The 20,389-nt window shown below is 62.4% G+C and carries 20 protein-coding genes and 3 tRNA genes; 4 read left to right on the top strand and 19 right to left on the bottom strand.

The window, feature by feature from the left end; translation table 11 throughout:
• The first annotated feature begins 37 nt into the window (after window positions 1–37).
• Genes AC6R19_RS12165 through AC6R19_RS12155 form a run of 3 tightly spaced genes read left to right on the top strand, consistent with a single transcriptional unit; the run spans window position 38 to window position 1,833 of the window.
• Window positions 38–349 (top strand): hypothetical protein, encoded by a 312-nt coding sequence (locus AC6R19_RS12165; protein ID WP_500580084.1) that lies wholly within the window; start codon window positions 38–40, stop codon window positions 347–349.
• Window positions 350–353: 4 nt separating this feature from the next.
• On the top strand, window positions 354–599 hold the full coding sequence (locus AC6R19_RS12160; protein ID WP_500580083.1) for a hypothetical protein: 246 nt from the start codon (window positions 354–356) through the stop codon (window positions 597–599).
• Between the two features lie 16 nt (window positions 600–615).
• The gene (locus tag AC6R19_RS12155) at window positions 616–1,833 is read left to right on the top strand and encodes a tyrosine-type recombinase/integrase (protein WP_500580082.1); all 1,218 of its coding nucleotides are present in this window, start codon (window positions 616–618) and stop codon (window positions 1,831–1,833) included.
• Between the two features lie 99 nt (window positions 1,834–1,932).
• On the opposite strand, the gene AC6R19_RS12150 is transcribed toward AC6R19_RS12155, so the two are convergent.
• The 11 genes from AC6R19_RS12150 to uvrB form a co-directional block, all read right to left on the bottom strand.
• A tRNA-Pro gene (locus AC6R19_RS12150) sits at window positions 1,933–2,009 on the bottom strand.
• A 162-nt stretch (window positions 2,010–2,171) separates the two neighbouring features.
• Window positions 2,172–2,528 carry a MerR family transcriptional regulator gene (locus AC6R19_RS12145; protein WP_500580081.1) on the bottom strand — a complete coding sequence of 119 codons (357 nt, stop codon included), beginning with the start codon at window positions 2,526–2,528 and terminating at the stop codon, window positions 2,172–2,174.
• Window positions 2,506–2,814, bottom strand: coding sequence for an integration host factor subunit alpha (gene ihfA / locus AC6R19_RS12140; RefSeq protein ID WP_500580080.1), 309 nt, complete (start codon window positions 2,812–2,814; stop codon window positions 2,506–2,508). Before ihfA ends, AC6R19_RS12145 begins: the two co-directional genes overlap by 23 nt.
• 295 nt (window positions 2,815–3,109) lie before the next feature.
• On the bottom strand, window positions 3,110–5,515 hold the full coding sequence (gene pheT / locus AC6R19_RS12135) for a phenylalanine--tRNA ligase subunit beta (protein WP_500580079.1): 2,406 nt from the start codon (window positions 5,513–5,515) through the stop codon (window positions 3,110–3,112).
• A 240-nt stretch (window positions 5,516–5,755) separates the two neighbouring features.
• Window positions 5,756–6,769, bottom strand: coding sequence for a phenylalanine--tRNA ligase subunit alpha (gene pheS, locus AC6R19_RS12130; protein ID WP_500580078.1), 1,014 nt, complete (start codon window positions 6,767–6,769; stop codon window positions 5,756–5,758).
• A 242-nt stretch (window positions 6,770–7,011) separates the two neighbouring features.
• Complete coding sequence (gene rplT, locus AC6R19_RS12125) at window positions 7,012–7,371, bottom strand: 50S ribosomal protein L20 (protein ID WP_323844642.1); 360 nt, start codon at window positions 7,369–7,371, stop codon at window positions 7,012–7,014.
• A gap of 37 nt (window positions 7,372–7,408) precedes the next feature.
• Window positions 7,409–7,603: a 50S ribosomal protein L35 gene (rpmI, locus tag AC6R19_RS12120; protein ID WP_078086020.1), complete on the bottom strand. Its 195-nt coding sequence runs from the start codon at window positions 7,601–7,603 to the stop codon at window positions 7,409–7,411.
• 271 nt (window positions 7,604–7,874) lie between these two features.
• Complete coding sequence (infC, locus tag AC6R19_RS12115) at window positions 7,875–8,402, bottom strand: translation initiation factor IF-3 (protein WP_500580077.1); 528 nt, start codon at window positions 8,400–8,402, stop codon at window positions 7,875–7,877.
• A gap of 27 nt (window positions 8,403–8,429) precedes the next feature.
• Window positions 8,430–10,355, bottom strand: coding sequence for a threonine--tRNA ligase (thrS, locus tag AC6R19_RS12110; protein ID WP_500580076.1), 1,926 nt, complete (start codon window positions 10,353–10,355; stop codon window positions 8,430–8,432).
• A gap of 98 nt (window positions 10,356–10,453) precedes the next feature.
• Window positions 10,454–10,530: transfer RNA gene (locus AC6R19_RS12105), tRNA-Val, on the bottom strand.
• A gap of 244 nt (window positions 10,531–10,774) precedes the next feature.
• Window positions 10,775–12,781, bottom strand: coding sequence for an excinuclease ABC subunit UvrB (gene uvrB, locus AC6R19_RS12100; protein WP_500580075.1), 2,007 nt, complete (start codon window positions 12,779–12,781; stop codon window positions 10,775–10,777).
• Window positions 12,782–13,042: 261 nt separating this feature from the next.
• Between uvrB and AC6R19_RS12095 the strand changes: the two genes are divergently transcribed.
• Window positions 13,043–13,118: transfer RNA gene (locus AC6R19_RS12095), tRNA-Asn, on the top strand.
• Between the two features lie 136 nt (window positions 13,119–13,254).
• Here AC6R19_RS12095 and AC6R19_RS12090 read toward each other — a convergent pair.
• The 8 genes from AC6R19_RS12090 to ihfB all read right to left on the bottom strand — a co-directional run bounded on the left by AC6R19_RS12090 (window position 13,255) and on the right by ihfB (window position 20,269).
• Window positions 13,255–15,168: a polysaccharide biosynthesis protein gene (locus tag AC6R19_RS12090; protein ID WP_500580074.1), complete on the bottom strand. Its 1,914-nt coding sequence runs from the start codon at window positions 15,166–15,168 to the stop codon at window positions 13,255–13,257.
• Between the two features lie 108 nt (window positions 15,169–15,276).
• Window positions 15,277–16,167: an MraY family glycosyltransferase gene (locus tag AC6R19_RS12085; protein ID WP_500580073.1), complete on the bottom strand. Its 891-nt coding sequence runs from the start codon at window positions 16,165–16,167 to the stop codon at window positions 15,277–15,279.
• A complete protein-coding gene (locus tag AC6R19_RS12080) occupies window positions 16,164–17,099 on the bottom strand; it encodes an NAD-dependent epimerase/dehydratase family protein (RefSeq protein ID WP_500580072.1) in 936 nt (311 codons plus the stop codon). Before AC6R19_RS12080 ends, AC6R19_RS12085 begins: the two co-directional genes overlap by 4 nt.
• Before the next feature lie 85 nt (window positions 17,100–17,184).
• A complete protein-coding gene (locus tag AC6R19_RS12075; RefSeq protein ID WP_500580071.1) occupies window positions 17,185–17,493 on the bottom strand; it encodes a ComEA family DNA-binding protein in 309 nt (102 codons plus the stop codon).
• A 134-nt stretch (window positions 17,494–17,627) separates the two neighbouring features.
• Window positions 17,628–18,341, bottom strand: a complete 714-nt coding sequence (gene pyrF / locus AC6R19_RS12070) for an orotidine-5'-phosphate decarboxylase (protein WP_500580070.1) — start codon at window positions 18,339–18,341, stop codon at window positions 17,628–17,630.
• Window positions 18,342–18,397: 56 nt separating this feature from the next.
• Entirely contained in the window at window positions 18,398–19,588 is a 1,191-nt protein-coding gene (gene lapB / locus AC6R19_RS12065) for a lipopolysaccharide assembly protein LapB (RefSeq protein WP_500580069.1), read from the bottom strand.
• Window positions 19,589–19,595: 7 nt separating this feature from the next.
• Complete coding sequence (locus AC6R19_RS12060; RefSeq protein ID WP_500580068.1) at window positions 19,596–19,904, bottom strand: lipopolysaccharide assembly protein LapA domain-containing protein; 309 nt, start codon at window positions 19,902–19,904, stop codon at window positions 19,596–19,598.
• 56 nt (window positions 19,905–19,960) lie between these two features.
• On the bottom strand, window positions 19,961–20,269 hold the full coding sequence (gene ihfB / locus AC6R19_RS12055; protein ID WP_500580067.1) for an integration host factor subunit beta: 309 nt from the start codon (window positions 20,267–20,269) through the stop codon (window positions 19,961–19,963).
• Window positions 20,270–20,389 lie beyond the last annotated feature (120 nt).

The following is a 20,389-nucleotide window of genomic DNA, read 5'->3' as shown; positions in this document are numbered from 1 at the left end:
TTGATTTTTTGATTGGCATTTTTGCGGGGTAAATACGATGCCTGGAGCAATCTACAAAAAAGCGCATGCCGACCGACTCATAGCCAAGGCTGGCCAGCCATATCAGCCCGCCAACGGCACCGAGGGCACTCTGTTTTTTGAGGTATGGTGCGATCAGTGTGAGCGAGACACGGACATGGGTTGCCCAATTGTGGCGGCAACCATGGCCTACAGCCCAGGTGATCCGGAATACCCAATCGAATGGGTTTATGGCGATGATGGACAGCCGAAATGCACGGCATTTACACCGCTCGGCAATCCGGTACCGCCGGAGAAACACGAAGACCAGTTGGATATGTTTGCGGGATAGAGCGATGAGCACCAGCAACCAACTTATGTACTGGAAAGACTGGGTGAAGGAGAACTTTGTCGGCACCATGCCTGCGCGAGAAACCGTCATCAAATGGGTCTCCGCCGGCGAAGTCGCTGGACGATGGTTGGGGGATCGGCTGTATATTTACCGCAACGGCTTCCACGATCCCAGCACAATACGGACGGAAGAGCGCGCGGCAAACACCGAAGATGCCGAGCCGCTATCACCGCTGCTGGCACACCGTTAATCAACAGGGAAGAACAATGGCAAGACCACGCAAACCGAGGTTTGTGGACGGCCTGGAGCTGCCGGAAAACCTCTATACCGACCCGAAGAAGCGGGCGAACTACTGGCGCTACATGCGCCCTGACGGCTCTAGCCTTACTTTCCACGCCACCACCGCGGAAGCCATCCGCCAGGCGAAGCAGGCCAACCGCCAGCGGGATCTTTACCAGCGCCAGCCTGCGGCCAATGAAACGGTCTGGACGGCACGCGCCGGCAGCCTGCTGGACCGCTACAGCGATTGGGTGGCATGGATGGAGTTGAACCACCCGAAGCAGGCCACGGCGGCCAGGTGGGCGCAGAAGCGACGCTATGTTGAGCGTATGTGCGAGCAGTTGAAGAACCCCATGCCCCACGAGCTGACCCTGGCCATGGTTCGGGAGTGGTGGGAGGTGCAGGACTACCATCCCCAGCGCAATAGCCGCGCCGCTCTGCGCAGCTTCGTCAACTACCTAATGCTGGAGGGGGCAGTGCCAAAGCTTCCCTTCAACCCGTTCAACACCAGCGATGAGGCGCCGAAGCTGATACCGCGCCAGCGGCCGCCGAAGGTGCGGCAGCGCCTGACCCTGCCAGATTTCTGGCGCATATACGATACGGCCGGCGAGCTGGGATACCAGGGGCTGCAGGTGGCAATGGAGCTATCCCTACTCACCACTATGCGCCGCGGCGATGTGTGCAGTCTGCGGCTGGACGAGCACGTTACCGACGCCGGCATCGACAAGGGGGTCGACAAGTCGATCAACCAGCGCGGCGAGGAGCGGGCCACCTACCTGCGCTGGTCCTATGAGCATCACCCAGGACTGCGCCAGGTAATCAACCGCGCCCGGGAACTGTCCCTGCAGAACTACCGCTGCCCCTTCGCGGTGTCCTACCAGCCCAAGAAGCGGCAGCCGAGGGCAAAGCAGGACGAGCACTGGTGCCGGCTGATGCCCGCCAGGTTGTCGAACCAGTTCAAGGAGGCGCGCGACGCCGCCGGCGTGCGCCAAGATTTGCCCAGCGACGCCCGTCCGACTTTTCACGAGGTGCGCGCCCTGGCGTCCCATCTGCTCAAAAAGTCCGGCCACAGCCCCGAAGAAATTGCGGAAATCTGCGCCCACACAGATGCGGAAATTACCGAGAAGTTTTACCTCGGCGGGCACGAGCGGGAATACAAAGAGGTGGGGATCAGCATCGACCCGAAGCTACTGCTTCGAAAGTGATCGAGAGTTTTTGTACGGGGTTTTTGTACGCTTTGAACTTGGTTTTTGTACGCTCAATGCTGGAATCGCTCTGAAACCTGCATGGCGTAAGGCTTTGAATGGTCGGGGTGGCCGGATTTGAACCGACGACCACCACACCCCCAGTGTGGTGCGCTACCAGGCTGCGCTACACCCCGACATAGCTAAACCAAGCTCCTGTCTGTTCGCCGAGGTCGGCGCTAAGTGCTTGATTTATAAGAGACATCGCATTGCGATGAGGCGCAAATCATACATGAGTGGCGGGGGAATGCAAGCCCGGATTTGCGCCTTTTGGAATCCTGTTCCAGGGTAGCCCTGGCTCAGGTTTCGAGCAGGGTCAGCACCCCCTCCAGCTCGGCGATCACCTGGGGGATCACCTGCTGCAGCTGCACGCTCTCGGCCTTGTCGCTGCCGTTCTCCATCTGCAGGCGGGCGCCGCCGATGGTGTAGCCCTCCTCGTACAGGAGTGCGCGGATCTGGCGGATGAGGATGACATCCTGGTGTTGGTAGTAGCGGCGGTTGCCGCGGCGCTTGACCGGGCTCAGCTGCGGGAATTCCTGTTCCCAGTAGCGCAGCACGTGGGGCTTGACCGCACACAGCTCGCTGACCTCTCCGATGGTGAAATAGCGCTTGCCGGGGATCACCGGCAATTCGCTATTGTTGCTCGCTTCCAGCATCTTCTTCTACTCGTGCCTTGAGTTTTTGTCCCGGTTTGAAGGTCACTACCCTGCGCGCGGAGATGGGGATCTCCTCGCCGGTCTTGGGGTTGCGGCCGGGGCGCGGGCTCTTGTCGCGCAGGTCGAAATTGCCGAAACCGGACAGTTTGACCTGCTCGTTGTTTTCCAGCGCGTTGCGGATTTCCTCGAAAAAGAATTCGACGATTTCTTTGGCTTCGCGTTTGTTAAAACCCAGCTCTTCGTACAGCTTTTCGGCGAGCCCGGCCTTGGTCAGTGCCTCTGTCATTGGTTCCTGCCAACAGATCTGGACCTGAGCCCGCAACTTCATGACGGTGCATAGCACAAGCTCTTGACGCCACAGCGAATTTTCCTCAGTCGGACGTAGACCAGGCTACGCCTCTCCTTCGGAAAATCCACTGTGACGCCAATATCTTGCACTCTGCATCCGCCCTGAAGTCACGGACTCAGGTCGCCTGCGTCGACTCCAAATCGGAAGCGGCCCAAACCGCGGCGGCTTTCAACCCGGTAGCAGACGCTCTCGGGGTGCCAGAACAACCGGCACCCCGGAGCATCTTGCTCCGCTAGCGCAGGCTGGCGTTGTATTTTTGTTCTAATGTACCGACCACCGCATCTACCGCGGCATTGATTTCGTCGTCGTTAAGGGTGCGCGACGGATGCTGAAACGTCAAGCCCATGGCGACACTTTTTCTATTGAAATCAATGCCTTTGCCCTGATAGACGTCAAAAATCTTGAGGTCGGTCAAGGTTTCGCCGGCGGCCTCGACGGCGCTCTCCACCAGGCTGGCGGCGGGCACCTCGGCGTCGATCAGCAGGGCCAGGTCGCGGCGCACTTCCGGGAACCTGGACAGGGGGCTGAAGGACGGCAGGCGGGCCTCGCCCAGGGCCTCCAGGCTCAGTTCGAACACGTAGGCGGACTTGGGCAGGTCCAGCTTCTTCTGCAGCTGCGGGTGCAGGGCCCCCACTATGCCCACCTCTCTGTCGCCGCGCAGGATGCGGGCGCACTGCCCCGGGTGCAGGGCCGGGTGCTGACCGGCCTCAAAGCGGAACTCGTCCTCGGCGCTAGCGGCCACGCCTCCCGTGACATAGTGGGCCAACAGGGCCTCCACGTCGGCCTTGATGTCGTAGAAGTCAACCGCGTCCTTGCCGCCGGTCCAGTTCTCGCTGAAGCGGTTGCCGTAGACCAGGCCGGCCAGCATCGGCTCCTGCTTCAGCTCGGCCACGGTGTTACCAGGCACAAAGCGCAGGCCGGATTCGAACAGGCGCACTCTGCTCTGCTGGCGGTTGAGGTTGTACTGCAGCGATTTGCACAGGCCCGGAATCAGGCTGCTGCGCATCACCGCCAACTCGGCGCTGATCGGGTTCTGCAGGGCCACCGGCTCCACCTGGGGGTCGAAGAGCGCGGCGGAATCGCTGTCGATAAAGCTGTAGGTGACGGCCTCGTTGTAGCCGCGGGCCAGCAGTGTCTGCTCCAGCGCATCCTGGGCGATCTCGCTCTCCCGTTGCGGCACTATGTCCAGGGCGGCCGTGAAGCTGAGGCTGGGAATGCGGTTGTAGCCGTAGACCCGCGCCAGCTCCTCGAGCAGGTCCGCCTCTATGGCGATGTCGAAGCGGAAGCTGGGGGCCAGGAAGGTCCAGCCGTCGGCATTCTGGTCGATCTTCTCCAGGCCCAGGCGGGTCAGGATATCGACGATCTCGTCGTCGGCCAGGGTCACGCCCAGGCGCTGGGGCACGCTCGCCCTGCGCAGGGTGATATGGCGCTCGGCGGGCATGACCTCGCTCAGTTCGCGCAGGTGCACCGGGCCCGGCTCGCCGCCGACGATGTCCAGCAGCAGCTGGGTGGCGCGCTCGACCGCTCTCTCTTGCAGGCGGTAGTCGACGCCGCGCTCGAAGCGGTGCGAGGAGTCGGTGTGCAGGCCGTAGGAGCGAGCCTTGCCGGCGATGGCCAGCGGGTGGAAGAAGGCGCTCTCGAGGAAGATATCGCGGGTGCTTTCAGTCACCGCGGAGTCCAGGCCGCCCATGATGCCGGCCATGGCCAGGGGCTTCTGCTCGTCGGTGATCAGCAGTGTGCCTTCCTGCAGTTTAATCTCCTGGCCGTCGAGCAGGGTCAGTTCCTCGCCCTTCTCTGCCAGGCGCACCTTGATGCCGCCGCTGAGTTTCTGCAGGTCGAAGGCGTGCATCGGCTGGCCCAGTTCCAGCAGCACATAGTTGGTGACGTCGACGACCGGGTCTATGGAACGCAGGCCGCTGCGGCGCAGGCGCTCCTGCATCCACAGGGGCGTCTGGGCGTTGATATCGATATTGCGGATCACGCGGCCCACGTAGCGCGGGCAGGCGTCGCCGGCCATCAGGGAGACGGGCAGGCTGTCGTCGATCTGCGCGGCCACCGGGGCGATTTCCGGGCCCTGTACCGGGCAGCGGTTCAGTACACCCACTTCGCGGGCGATGCCGGCGATGCCGAGGCAGTCGGAGCGGTTGGGGGTCAGGTCCACCTCGATGGTTTCGTCGTCCAGCCCCAGGTATTCGCGCAGGTCTTTGCCGGTGGGGGCGTCTTCGGGCAGTTCCCAGATGCCGTCGCTGTCCTCGCCCAGCTGCAGTTCGGTCTGGGCACAGAGCATGCCGAAGCTCTCGACGCCGCGCAGCTTGGCTTTCTTGATCTTGAAGTCGCCGGGCAGTTTGGCGCCGACCAGGGCGAAGGGAATCTTGATGCCGACGCGGGCATTGGGGGCGCCGCAGACCACCTGCATCTCGCCGTCCGGGTGACCGGCGACCTTGCACACGCGCAGTTTGTCTGCGTCCGGGTGCTGTTCGGCGGCGAGGATTTCGCCCACCACCACGCCGGAAAATTCGCCCGCGACCTTTTCAACGCCGTCCACTTCCAGGCCGGCCATGGTGATCTGGTCGGCCAGTTCCTGTGCGGTCAGTTGCGGGTTTACCCATTCCCGCAGCCAGGAGTTGCTGAATTTCATAGTGCTGTCTCTATTCTGAATTCTGTTTTTGCGCTTTCTGGTTTTCTTTGTAGGAGCGGCCCATGGCCGCGATCTATATCAGCATTTTCGGCGAGTCCGATCGCGGCCATGGGCCGCTCCTACAGGAGGGCGGGCCTGCGGCCCGCGTGCCGAGCTGGAACTCCGTGTTCCCGAGCCCCGAGTCCCGAGTCCCGAGTCCCGAGTCCCGAGTCCCGAGTCCCGAGTCCCGAGTCCCGAGCATTAGAACTGCTTGAGGAAGCGCAGGTCGTTGTCGAAAAACAGGCGCAGGTCGTTGACGCCGTAGCGCAGCATGGCGAGACGTTCCACGCCCATGCCGAAGGCGAAGCCGGAGTAGGTTTCGCTGTCGATATTGCAGGCGGTGAAGACGTTCGGGTGCACCATGCCGCAGCCCATGACTTCCAGCCAGCCGGTGCCGGAGCAGACGCGGCAGCCCTCGCCGCCGCAGGCGGTGCACTGGATGTCCACTTCCGCGGAGGGCTCGGTGAAGGGGAAGTAGGACGGGCGGAAGCGCACCGGCACGTCGGCCTCGAAGAAGGCCTTCAGGAACTGGTCCACGCAGCCCTTCAGGTGGGCGAAGCTGACGCCCTTGTCCACTACCAGCCCTTCCACCTGGTGGAACATGGGCGAGTGGGTCACGTCGGAGTCGCAGCGGTAGACGCGGCCCGGGCAGATGATGCGGATCGGCGGCGCGGCCTTCTCCATGGTGCGGATCTGCACCGGGGAGGTGTGGGTGCGCAGCACCGTGGACGGATCGATATAGAAGGTGTCGTGCATGGCCCGCGCCGGGTGGTGGGCGGGAATATTGAGCGCCTCGAAGTTGTGGTAGTCGTCCTCGATTTCCGGCCCCTCCTCCACGGAGAAGCCGAGGCGCACGAACAGCTGTTCGATGCGGCGCATGGTGCGGGTCACCGGGTGGGCATTGCCCTGCTCTTCGCCGCGGCCCGGCAGGGTGACGTCGATGGTCTCCTCCGCCAGCTTGGCGTCAATCGCGGCCTGCTCGAGCTGGTTGCGGCGCGCGTTGATCTTTTCCTGCACCTGCTGCTTGGCTTCGTTGATTTTGGCACCGGCCGCCGGGCGCTCTTCCGCCGACAGCTTGCCCAGGCCCTTCAGCAGCGCGGTCAGCTGGCCCTTCTTGCCCAGGTAATCCACCCGCACCTGGTCCAGCGCCGCCAGGCCGTCGGCCTTTTCCACCAGTTCCAGTGCCTGGTCGGTGAGGGACTGCAAATCTTGCATCGAACTCATTCCCGTGTGATTTCTAGTTCGTTTAATTTCGCCTTTCTCCAGCGATACGGCGCCTGGATCGACGGCACCGGATGAGAAAAACGAAACTGGTCAAATTATTTTGATTAGAAGACGGACTTCGCCGTCTTAGCCGCCACCGGTTAAAAATAGCGGAATCTCCATAAAAAAATAGGGAAGGGCCACAACAGCCCTTCCCTATTTTTTGTACTCAGTCTTTCAACTGAAGTGGCAGCTTAAGCTGCCAGGGCTGCCTTGGCTTTTTCAACTACGGCAGCAAAAGCGGCTTTGTCATATACCGCCAGGTCGGCCAGAACACGGCGGTCCAGGGCGATGTCCGCCTTTTTCAGACCGGCGATCAGGCGGCTGTAGGACATGCCTTCAGCGCGGGACTGGGCGTTGATACGAGTGATCCACAGGGCGCGGAAGTTACGCTTCTTGACGCGACGGTCGCGGTAAGCGTACTGGCCGGCCTTGATCACCGCCTGCTTGGCTACGCGGAATACGCGCGAGCGCGCACCGTAGTAACCCTTGGCTTGCTTCAGAATTTTCTTGTGACGACGACGCGCCTCTACACCACGTTTTACACGGGCCATGATTCTATCCTCTTAACTCTTGTGCGAATGGGGCCAATTACTTGGCGCGCAGCATGCGATCGACCAGGGTGGCGTCAGACTTGTTCATGGTCTGGGTGCCGCGCAGCTGACGCTTGCGCTTGGTGGTCATCTTGGTGAGGATGTGGCTCTTGTTGGCGTGCTTGTGCTTGTAGCCCGCAGCCGTCTTCTTGAAGCGCTTGGCGGCGCCGCTATGTACTTTTGCTTTCGGCATTTTGTACTCCAAAGTAAGTTTTGCCCGCACATACGGGAATCTATAAGGAACCTTCGCAAGCAGCCATCCATGGAGCGCATTCCGGCCCGGCCATCCATGGCCGGTCGCAAAACAGCGCAGCGAGCGGTGCTCGCTAAACGCGCTATTTTGCCCTGCAAGCAGGCTCCTACAGTGTTGTGCCACCGTTAAAACAGTGGCGTTAATGAGAGTGGGGAGGCAGCCGTCGCCCAACCACTTCTCCAAGGGAGATCCGCGGCATGCGCCGCGGGCCTCACTTTTTCTTCTTGGTGGGAGCAATCACCATGATCATCTGGCGGCCTTCCAGCTTCGGCCGCTGCTCCACGGTACCCAGCTCTTCCAGGTCCTTCTCGATGCGCTGCATCATTTCCAGACCCAGCTCCTGGTGCGCCATCTCCCGGCCGCGGAATCGCAGGGATACCTTGGCCTTGTCGCCGGCTTCCAGGAACCTGACCAGGTTGCGCAACTTGATCTGGTAGTCCCCGATATCGGTGCCGGGGCGGAATTTCATTTCCTTGATCTGCTGCTGTTTTTGTTTCTTCTTGGCAAGGCCTTTGGCCTTTTTTGCCTCAAAAACATGCTTTCCGTAGTCCATGATCTTACAGACTATCGGATCGGAGTCCGGAGCGATTTCAACGAGATCCAGGTTGGCCTTCTGCGCGGTTTCCAGTGCCTCCTCCAGGGAGACAATGCCTACCTGTTCGCCGTCGGCGCCAATGAGGCGGACTTCCTTCGCCTCGATCTGATCATTGATGCGAGCCTTCTTGGACCGTCCCTTCATGTCTTGTTTAATAGCTATCGTCTCCGGTTATTTAGACAAAGACAAACGGCCGCGGCGATCCACGTCCTGCCTGAGGATGTCCAGGAACGACTCGAAGGTCATGGTTCCCAGGTCCTCACCGCTGCGTGTCCGCACGGCGACCGTCTGGTTCTCTACTTCCTTATCACCGATCACCAGCAGATAAGGAACGCGCTGTAGCGTGTGCTCGCGGATTTTAAAGCCGATCTTCTCGTTTCTCAAGTCGGCCGCGGCGCGGTACTGCTGGGCGCCGAGACGGGCCTCCAGGTCGCGACAGTAGTCGGCCTGGCGATCGGTGATATTCAGGATCGCCACTTGCTGGGGGGCCAGCCAGGTGGGGAAGGCGCCCTCGTAGTTCTCGATCAGGATACCGATAAAGCGCTCAAAGGACCCCAGGGTCGCGCGGTGCAGCATTACCGGGGTCTGGCGCGAGCCGTCTTCCGCCACATACTGGGCGTCCAGGCGGCCCGGCATGGAGAAGTCCACCTGGATGGTACCGCACTGCCAGACCCGGCCAAGGCAGTCCTTCAGGGAGAACTCGATCTTGGGCCCGTAGAAAGCGCCCTCGCCCGGCAGCTCTTCCCACGGCAGGCCGGCGGCGTCCAGGGCGTCGGCCAGGGCCTTCTCGGCCTTGTCCCAGCTCTCGTCGGAACCGACGCGCTGTTCCGGACGGGTGGACAGTCGGTAGATGACGTCCTCGAAGCCGAAATCCCTGTACACCGAGTGCAGCAGCTCCATGAAATCGGAGACCTCCGACTGGATCTGGTTCTCGGTACAGAAGATATGGCCGTCGTCCTGCACGAAACCGCGCACGCGCATCAGGCCGTGCAGGGAGCCGGACGGCTCGCTGCGATGGCAGGAGCCGAACTCCGCCAGGCGCAGGGGCAGATCGCGGTAGCTGCGCAGCCCCTGGTTGAACACCTGCACGTGGCAGGGGCAGTTCATCGGCTTGATCGCGAACTGGCGCTCCTCACTGGTGAGGGTGAACATGTCGTCGCCGAACTTGTCCGCGTGACCGGATTTGCGCCACAGGGAGAAGTCCACCAACTGCGGCGTCCTGATTTCCTTGTAGCCGTACTCGCGCTGGCGGCGGCGCATGTACTGCTCGATGGTGCTGTACACGGTCCAGCCGTTGGGGTGCCAGAACACCATGCCCGGCGCCTCTTCCTGGATATGGAAGAGGTCGTATTTCTTCGCCAGCTTGCGGTGGTCGCGCTTCTCCGCCTCTTCGATACGGTGCAGGTAGGCCTTGAGGTCTTTCTTGTTGGCCCAGGCGGTGCCGTAGACGCGGGTCAGCATCTCGTTGTTGGCATCGCCACGCCAGTAGGCGCCGGCCACCTTGGTCAGCTTGAACGCCTTCAGCTTGCCGGTGGACGGCACGTGCGGACCGCGGCACAGGTCCTCGAAATCGCCCTGGCGATACAGGGAGATGTCTTCATTTGCGGGGATACTGGCGATGATCTCCGCCTTGTACTCCTCGCCCATGTCGCGGAAGTACTTCACCGCCTCGTCGCGGGGCATCAGGCGGCGGCTGACCGGGATATCCTCCTTGGCCAGCTCCTCCATGCGCTGCTCGATCTTCTCCAGGTCTTCCGGAGTGAACTGGCGCTCGTAGGCAAAATCGTAATAGAAGCCATCCTCGATCACCGGGCCGATGGTGACCTGGGCTGAGGGGTAGAGTTGTTTAACCGCCTGGGCCAACAGGTGCGCGGTGGAGTGACGGATCACCTCCAGCCCTTCCGGCTGGCGGTCGGTAATAATGGCCAGCTCCGCGTCGCGGTCGATCACGTAGCTGGTGTCGACCTCTTTGCCGTCGACCACACCGGCGAGCGCGGCCTTGGCCAGGCCGGGGCCGATACCATTGGCGACGTCGTATACGGAAACGGGCTTGGAGAATTCGCGACGGGAACCGTCGGGGAGAGTGACAACGGGCATTGTACTTCCTTTCTATCAGTGGCGATCCCTACCAAAGACCGCGTGAATTAACTTGATCAGCCGGGCATCTGGCCCAAGTGCGGAGTGCACTTTGAAGATGGTAGACCCGAGCGGACTTGAACCGCTGACCTCTGCCATGTCAAGGCAGCGCTCTAACCAACTGAGCTACGGGTCTGTAACGCTTTTCAGCAACTCTGCAGCGGGGAACCCCTTGCTGCGAAGAGCGCGAACTTTAGCACCGGTTTTTAGTGTTTTCAACAACTTAGTGAGCTTTTTGATCGACGAATTTGATCGCGGCCAACGGCCGCTCCTACAGCCTAGCGTCGTCGTTCCGGCGCAGGCTGGAATCCAGGTGCCACGACACTGGATACCGGCCTGCGCCGGTATGACGAGAGGCCCGATGGTGCGCAGGGCGCACCCTACTGCTCTTCCTTGAGGCGGGAAATCTCGTCGCGGAGTTTGGCCGCCGCCTCGAACTCCAGGTTCTTGGCATGGTTGTACATCTGCTCCTCCAGTTCCTCGATGCGCGCCCAGCGCTGCTTGTCGGACAGGGGCTTCTTGTCCACCCTGTAGGCGCCCTTCCCTTCGGCCACCTTGCGGCGCGACTTGGGCACGCCCGGGGCAATGGCCCCCTCCATGATATCGGCGACGCTCTTGCGGATACCCTGGGGCGTGATGCCGTGCTGGGCGTTGAACTCGATCTGCTTGTCGCGGCGGCGCTGGGTTTCGTCCAGGGCGCGCTGCATCGAGTCGGTCACCCTGTCGGCATAGAGGATCGCCCTGCCCTGCAGGTTGCGCGCGGCGCGGCCGATGGTCTGGATCAGCGAGCGCTCGGAACGCAGGAAACCCTCCTTGTCCGCGTCGAAGATGGCCACCAGGGACACCTCCGGCATATCCAGGCCCTCGCGCAGCAGGTTGATGCCCACCAGCACGTCGAACTCGCCGATGCGCAGGTCGCGGATGATTTCCACCCGCTCCACCGTGTCGATATCCGAGTGCAGGTAGCGCACGCGCACGCTGTTCTCGCCCAGGTACTCGGTCAGATCCTCCGCCATGCGCTTGGTCAGCACGGTGATCAATACTCGCTGGTCCGCATCCACGCAGCGGTGGATTTCCGACAGCACGTCGTCCACCTGGGTCGACGCCGGGCGTATTTCCACTTCCGGATCCACCAGGCCGGTGGGGCGCACCACCTGCTCCACCACCTGGCCGGCGTGCTCCGCCTCGTAGGGCCCCGGCGTGGCGGACACGAAGATGGTCTGCGGCGCCAGCTGCTCCCACTCCTCGAACTTGAGCGGGCGGTTGTCCAGGGCCGACGGCAGGCGGAAGCCGTACTCCACCAGGGTTTCCTTGCGCGACCGGTCGCCGCGGTACATGCCGCCGATCTGCGGCACGGTGACGTGGCTTTCATCGATAAACAGCATGGCGTCCGCGGGCAGGTAGTCGAACAGCGTGGGCGGCGGCTGGCCGGCGTCGCGGCCGGACAGGTAGCGGGAGTAGTTCTCCACCCCATTGCAGTATCCCAGCTCCTGCATCATCTCCAGGTCGTACTTGGTGCGCTGCTCCAGGCGCTGGGCCTCCAGCAGTTTGCCGTTGTCACGCAGCTGCTTGAGCCGTTCGCGCAGCTCCTCCCTGATCTGGTCGATGGCGCTGACGATGGTCTCCCGCGGGGTCACATAGTGGGATTTGGGAAAGATGGTCACCCGAGGCACTTTCTTCAGCTGTTCTCCTGTCAGCGGATCGAACAGGGTGATCTCCTCGATTTCCTCATCGAACAGGGACAGGCGCACCGCTTCCATGTCCGAGTCTGCCGGGTAGATATCGATGATGTCGCCGCGCACCCGGTAGGTGGCGCGGCGGAAGTCGGTGTCGTTGCGGGTGTACTGCAGCTCCGCCAGACGCCGCAGGATTGTGCGCTGGTCCACCAGGTCACCGCGGTCCAGGTGCAGCACCATCTTCAGGTACTTGTCCGGGTCGCCCAGGCCGTAGATGGCGGAAACCGTCGCCACGACGATGACGTCACGGCGCTCGATCAGCGCCTTGGTCGCGGACAGGCGCATCTGCTCGATATGCTCGTTGACCGAGGCATCCTTCTCGATAAAGGTGTCCGACGACGGCACATAGGCTTCCGGCTGGTAGTAGTCGTAGTAGGAGACGAAGTACTCCACCGCGTTCTTGGGGAAGAACTCCTTGAACTCACCGTACAGCTGCGCCGCCAATGTCTTGTTGTGCGCCATGACGATCGCCGGGCGCTGCAACCGCTCGACGATATTGGCCATGGTGAAGGTCTTGCCGGAGCCGGTCACACCCAGCAGCGTCTGGTGACTGAGGCCGTCTTCCACCCCCTCCACCAGCTGTTCTATCGCGGCCGGCTGGTCGCCCGCCGGACTGTATTTGCATACCACCTGAAAGGGACGCGACTCCATAACTCCACCGTCAGAATCGATTTGAAAGGCAATCCGCGATTGTAGGACCTCACCCGCGCGGCCACAAATGTCACCCACCATCCGAAAGAAAGCCGCGCCAGCCACTTTCCCTGGCGACTTTTTGCACAAGTCGCCCTCAAAAATAAACTCCTGACAAATCAATCAGTTAAAGTGCAAAAAAGAGGTTGACCCACCCCGATCCCATCTATACTATACGCGCCATCTGAACGGGACGGCCCACAGGCCAAGCCGAAAAGATATTCCGCCTTAGCTCAGTTGGTAGAGCAAATGACTGTTAATCATTGGGTCGCTGGTTCGAGCCCAGCAGGCGGAGCCAAGTACGAAAAGCCCCTAGCGCAAGCCAGGGGCTTTTTTCGTTTTAGGCGCAACGAGCCCGGACACCCGCCCTCCCGACACAAAAAAGCCCCGCTACCTGGCGAGGCCTCATCTCCAACCAACGGACTGACTTTTGGCTAACGGCGGGCGGCATCCGTCGGCAGCGGCAGGCGCTCCACCTGCCCCACCTTGGGCTCCGGCTGCCTCTGCCGCCTCTCGCGCTGTTGGGTCCAGACCACATCCACCAGGCTGTGCTTGGGCGCATAGTCTTTCACCGCTTCCAACAGGAGCCGGTGTACCCGCTCGCAGTCGTGCTGGCTGCAGGCCTGGCGCAGCTCGCCGACCAGTATCTGCAGGCGCTCGCTGGGGAGGCGCTCCTCCTCGGCGCGCATGATCATCGGGTGGTCGGTGCCGGAGACATTGTCGCCGAGCAGCAGCTCTTCATAGAGCTTCTCCCCGGGCCGTAGCCCGGTGATCTGGATCTCGATATCCCCGTCCGGGTTCTCCTCATCCCGCACCGTGTGACCCATGATCTGGATCAGGCGCTTGGCCAGGTCGTAGATGCGCACCGGCTCGCCCATATCCAGCACGAACACCTCACCGTTGCGCCCCATACTCCCGGCCTGCAGTACCAGCTGCGCGGCCTCCGGTATGGTCATAAAGTAGCGGGTGACCTTGGGATGGGTGACGGTAACCGGTCCGCCGGCATTGATCTGGTCGCTGAACAGCGGGATCACCGAACCGGACGAGCCCAGCACATTGCCGAAGCGCACCATGCACACGCGGGTCTTGGCGAAACGGCGCCCGAAATCCTGGCAGACCAGCTCGGCGAAACGCTTGGTCGCCCCCATCACATTGGTCGGGCGCACCGCCTTGTCGGTGGAGACCAGCACAAACTGCTCAACCCCGAAAGCCTCGGCTGCCTCCAGCACAGACAGGGTGCCGAGCACGTTGTTGTCGGCCCCCAGCACCACATTCTGCTCCACCAGCGGCACATGCTTATAGGCCGCTGCGTGGTAGATGGTGTTGACGGAGAAACTCTCGATGATCTCTGCCATGCGCGCGCGGTCGCGCACGTCGCCGAGCAAGGCGGTCACTTTCAACTGGTGCCCTTCATCCTGCTGCTGCTGGTAGAGCTCCCGCTCTATCTGGTAGAGGGCAAACTCGGAGGACTCCACCAGCACCAGGTGCGCGGGCCCCCAGTGGGCAATCTGCCGGCACAGCTCCGAGCCGATGGAACCACCGGCGCCGGTGACCAGCACCACCTTACCGCTGATGGAGCCGGCGATCAGGGCCTTTTCCGGCTCCACCGGTGCGCGGCCGAGGATGTTCTCGTAGATCTGCGAGACGTCGGCGACGCGCCCGGCACCGTCGACCAGCTCCTCCACCCCCGGGATCACCTTTACCACAAGGCCGCGCTCGCGCAGGCCGCGGGTAATCTCGCGGCGGCGGCGCTTGGGCACGCCCGGCATGGCCAGCAGCACCTCGGAGATATCCCGCTCGGCGACGATCTCGAGGATATTGGCCGGGTTGTAGACCAGGACACCGTCGATCAGGGTATTCTGCTTGGAGGCATTGTCGTCGAAGAAGGCCACCGGCCTGTAGACTTCGCCGTGCACCAGCGCCTTGTACATTTGCAAACCCGCAGTGCCGGCGCCGTAGATGGCGACGCGGGTCTTGTGGATCTCCAGCGCCATCTGGTAGTAGATGCGCACCAGCCAGCGGGAGCCGCCCACAGTGATGAGGGCAAAGCACCAGTAGATAACCGGCACCGAACGCGGCACGCCAGCGAAGGTGAGATAGGAGGCCACCGCGAGCACCACCGCGGAGGCGGTGACCCCCTGCAGCACGGCCACTATGGCCTGCTGCCCCATGTAGCGGATAACGGTACGGTAGAGACCCAGGCGCAGGAAAATAAAGCTGCTCGACCCCAGCGTCAGCGCGAGGCAGATCAGCATCTCCGCTTCCAGCGCTGAGGCAAGACCGTTGACCCGGATCGCCATCGCCGCCATAAAGGCGGAACTCAGCATCAACAGGTCGAAAATCAGCATCAAAACCGGCTTGTGATGTTTTTGTACGGTTCGCCAGATGCGTATCACATAATCCCCCAAATTAACCCCCGGCCAATATTACCCCGCCCCATTTACAGGGAATTGGCCTCATCCCAGGCCGAGCCCGACCAGGACAAGCGCCAGTATAGACATACTGACCATAAATCCCAGTTGCCAGTACAAGGTTTTTACGACCCCCATGCGCAGGGCGCTGCGCTGATAGATATGCTCCCGGTGCGCCTCCCACCAGCGCTTGCCGGCGAACATCCGCCGGAGCAATGTCAAGGTGGCGTCCAGCCAGAAGGGAGCGAAAATCACAACGGGCACCAACAGCCCGAAAGCGCCCCGCTGCCAGCCGTAGAGACTGACGGCCACCGCCGCCAGGCCGAGAGAGGTGGACCCGGCATCCCCGAGAAAAATCGTCGCCGATGGCCAATTGAAGCGCAGGAAAACCAGGGCGCCGACGACCAGCAGTGCACAGACCCCGGCCAGGTCCCCCTGCCCCCGCCAGGCGCAGAGGCCCCCCAGGGAGGCAAAGCCGATCGCGGTCATGCTGCCGGCCAGGCCGTCCATGCCATCCATGAAATTGTACAGGTTGATCATCCAGACACCCCCCAGCAACAGCAACGGATACCACCACCAGGCGAGTGCCTGCGGCAGGGCGAGAAGCACCAGCGCCACTGCCAGCAGATGCACGGGAAAACGTATACGCGCAGGGACATGGCGCAGGTCGTCGACGGCAGATACCGCCAGCAGCAGCACGAAGCCCGCAAACAATGTCAGCGGCAGGGACACGGGGCTTGCCGCCAGCGCCACCAGCAAACCAGCCAGCAGCGCCCAACCGCCGGTGCGCGGCACCGGCGTCTCGTGCATGGAGCGATGATTCGGCAGATCCAGCGCGAACTCGCGCATATTGGACAGCAGCACTGCGGTCACACCGTAGCTCACCGCGGCCGCCAGCAGCACCGGGACCAACCATCCCCCCATCAATTCCGTCACGATCCCCCCCGCAAAAACTGGCTGTAGCGCCCCTCCGCGCGCCAGGGCAGCGCACTGCGCAATCGGGCGGCACTATAAAGTTCGCTCTCCTCCAGCTCAAGCAGGGCGCGAGCGAGTGGCAGGCTGCGCAGCGGGCGCACGGCTGCCAGTAGCAGATGTGCCAGGCGACTGCTGCTGCGGGTGCGGGTGCCACTCAGCGCGGAAACGATCGTCGCCAGGTCGTAGAAACCGGGCTCCGCCGCAATAAACACCTGCCGGTCGCAATGCTCCGCTTCCGCCAGCAGAATGACCGCCTGCACCAGGTCCTGGAGGCTGATAAAGCTGCGCCGGCCACTGGCGGGCAACAGCGGCGCGATTCGCCCGAGGGTGCGCAGGGCTCCACGCCAGCGCCCCGCCCGCCCCCGACCAGCCCGCCCCTGGCACCGGGCAGATCCGTCACCGTAAACGGAAGCGGGGCGGATCAGGTTGACACGGCAGCCACAGGGTTCCGCCAGCAGCTGCCGCTCGCCCAGCCACTTGCTGTGGCCGTAGGCATCCGACGCAGGTGTGCCGGCATCTTCATCCGCCACCCTGCCCTGGGGCGGGCGCAGCGCCTTGACACTGGAGAGATAGGTAAAGGATTCTGCCCCGGCGCCATCGGCGCAGCGCAGCAGCGCCAGGGGGCAGTCACTGTTGAGCCAGCGGGCCAGCTCCGGCCGGCGTTCGCAATCCGAGCGGCTGGCCAGTCCGGCCGCATAGATCACCCGGTCACCGGGCTGAAAGAGGTGGGAAAAGTCGCTGCCGGGCGACAGTGACTGTGACCTGTGCTCACAATCGACCGGACTGCCGGGCGCACGAGACACGGACAGCACCCGCTGCCCGGTCGAAGTCAGGCGCCGGCACAGTGCCTCGCCAATATATCCAGTGCCGCCTACTACAACCCAACGCGCCATCTGTCGTGTTACCCAGCATTGTTCTTGTCCGCGACACTAGCCGACAGCCGCTTTCGCTACTGCCGACTGTGCACGGATTTTTAAATCAGAGCAGAATCCTGTCGCGATTCTTCTCCAGAGTGGCCGCTCCTATCCCCTTGATTTCCAGCAGTTGCTCAACCGAGGTGAAGGGTCCTTTTTCCTCGCGGTATTTGACGATCATCCCTGCCCGCGCAGCGCCGATGCCGTCGAGTTTTTCCGCCAGCTCCTCGGCGGAAGCGCTGTTCAGGTTGACCGTGGCCGTGGCCATCTCCGCGGTGTCCGCCTGAGCATCCCCGGCAAGCGCCATGGTGGACGAACAAACCAGCAGCAGGGCGGCGAACAGGACAGAAAGTGATGTACGGATAAGTTTCATAGCTGACTCCATGTGAAGGTCCATTATTTTCACACTGGGACTGCTGTTACTTCCCCAAGCCGCGACACTTTATCAGTTCGGCACTCTCGGGTGGTCACTAATTGATTACACGCTATTACACGGGAAATGGTTCCCTATCTGTGCTCGCCTGTCTCCACCAGTATCTGCCGCAGGGCCGCCATAGGATCCGCCGCAGCGGTGATCGGCCGGCCGATCACCAGGTAATCCGCACCCCACTGCAGCGCCTGGGCCGGGGTAACGATGCGCCGCTGGTCGTCGGCGGCGGCCCCGGCCGGGCGAATACCCGGGGTAACCAGTGCAAAATCCGCACCGCACTGACCGCGCAGCGCCTGCGCCTCGCGCGCAGAGCAGACGACGCCGTCGAGACCACTGTCTTTCGCCAGGGAAGCCAGGGCCAGCACCTGCTCTTCCAGCGGCCGCTCTACCCCTACGACTGCGAGCTCTTCAGGTGCAGTGCTGGTCAGAACCGTCACGCCGATCAGCAGCGGCCTGCTGTCGCCGTATGGTTGCAGCGCCTCGGCAGCCGCTTCCATCATGCGCGCACCGCCGCTGGCGTGGACGTTGACCATCCACACGCCGAGTTCCGCCGCGGCCCTGACCGCAGCGGCGACGGTATTGGGGATATCGTGGAACTTGAGATCGAGAAAGACCTGGAAGCCGCGCGCCACCAGATCCCGAACCAGTTGGGGCCCGGCGACGGTAAACAGCTCCTTGCCCACCTTGACGCGGCAAAGGGAGGGTTCCAGTTTTTCCGCCATGGCCAGCGCGGCCGCGGCGTTGTCGTAATCAAGGGCAACGATGACGGGGGAAGAAACCTGGGTTTGCAAAGATATACCTCTCACTGGTGCGCGCAGCGCACCCTACCTATTCGATTATTCATTGATTACTCACCCTCCACCCCTTTGACAGAGCGCACCGAATCCCAGTGCTTGCAGCTGGGGCAGAGCCAGTGGAGCTGGTTGCCGGAGAAACCGCAGTTGCTGCAGCGGTAGTGGGGGCGGCTGGCGATCAACTGGTCGATCAGGGTTTTCAGCAGCGACAGGTTCTCCCGCGCCCTGCCCTGGGTACTGTCGATATGCAGGTCGAGGAAGTGCCCCAACCCGCGCAGCGACGGGCGCAGCGCCAGCTGCTTGCCCATAAAGGCCGCCGCCGCTGCCTCGTCCTGCTGGTGGTGGATGCGCTCGGTCAGCGCGATCAGCACACTGTTTGAGGGGTGTTCCCGCAGCAGGGATTCCAGGTAGCGGTCCAAGCCCTTTTCGTCGCCCACTGCCTCGTAGCAGGTGATCAGCAGCTCGAGTATCTCCGGGATATAGTCCGGGTTCTGCTTCGGGATCCGCTGCAGCACCTTGATCGCCTCGCGCGGCCGATTGAGCAGATGCTCCAGCCGCCCCCAGAGCAGATTGGCGCGCACGGAGTTGCGGTCGTAGCCCAGCGCCGCGTCGATATGCCTGCGCGCGCTCAGGTAATCCTTGCCGCTGATCGCCTCTTCCGCCAGCTCGCAGCAGAAATGCGCCTGTACCGGTGCCCACTCCGGCGAGAGCCGTTTGAGGCGGCGGCCGTGCAGCAGGTTCACCGCGTGAATGGCCTTGGTCCATTCGCGCTCGTCGCGGTAGACCTCCACCAGGTGCTCGAGGCTGGTATTGCGCAGCTCGGAGGAGGTCTCCACCAGCTCCTGCAGCAGTCGCTCCGCCCTGTCCAGCCAGCCGGCGGCAATATAGTCCCGCGCCAGCTCCAACTGCGCCTTCTGCTGGCTGGGGCGCGCCAGGCTGGGGCGCGCGAGCAGGTTCTGGTGCACGCGAATGGCCTGGTCGTATTCGCCGCGCTTGCGCAGCAGGTTGCCCAGTGCCAGGTGGGTATCGAAGGTGGCGCTGCTGACTTCGAGAGAATCGATGAATTTGTCGATGGCGTCGTCGTGGCGCTCACTCAACAGGTAGTTGAGCCCCTGCGCATAGGAGCGCGCCAGCGCCTGCTGCTGTTGGCTGCAGTCCGCTTTCTTCCTGGTACTTCTGCGCCCGAGCCACCAGCCGATGGCGATGGCGGCGAGCAGAAAAAAGAAAAACGTTAGATCGCCCATCTAGGCCTCAATCTGCGGACACTTGCCGACGCACGGTGTGGAGTTCCCGTTCCAGCCGCTGCAACTGCCGTTCCAGTCCCCGCGCGCGGCGGCGCTCGGCATAGAAAGGCAGCAGGCTGACGACAAAGCCCAGCAGCAGGCCGAGCAGCAGGAAGCCGATCAGCCAGAAGCCCACACTGCCCGCAGGCAGGGCGTAACCGGCAAAGTTGGGGGCTATGGAGTCGGGATTATCGACCGCGAAGTAGACGCCGATCGCTATACACAGAAGAGCCAGCAACCCGTAGATGAGGCGCATCAGCCAGCGCAAAAATGACAAGGGAACCTCCACGTTCCGCAAGGGGTGATTAAATCAACGGCCGCACAGCCGACCAATCATACTTCGGTCGCCGTCTCGTCGTGCATGCTCCGGTTGACTCTGTCGCGCAATTCCTTTCCCGGCTTGAAATGGGGCACATATTTGCCCGCGAGAGCCACCGCATCCCCGGTCTTCGGGTTGCGGCCGGTACGCGGTGCGCGGTAGTGCAGGGAAAAACTGCCGAAACCGCGAATCTCGATGCGCTCCCCCTGGGACAGCACATCTGACATGGTATCCAGCATCACTTTGACCGCCAGCTCAACATCCTTGACCGGCAGCTGATCCAACCTCAACGCAATCCTTTCGATCAGTTCGGATTTGGTCATGCGCCCCGCAGCCCCCTCGCCACAAAAAGGTGTAAGTCATTGATTATTCTAGCTTAGGGCGGCAATCATCTAATAGAAAGCCGGACTGGGCAACCCCGGTCCGGCTTTCGCATTGCCCTA

Source organism: Microbulbifer sp. SE14, from assembly GCF_059834885.1.
Note: the sequence above shows the minus strand (reverse complement) of the source record. Positions and strands in the feature narration are given on the sequence as shown.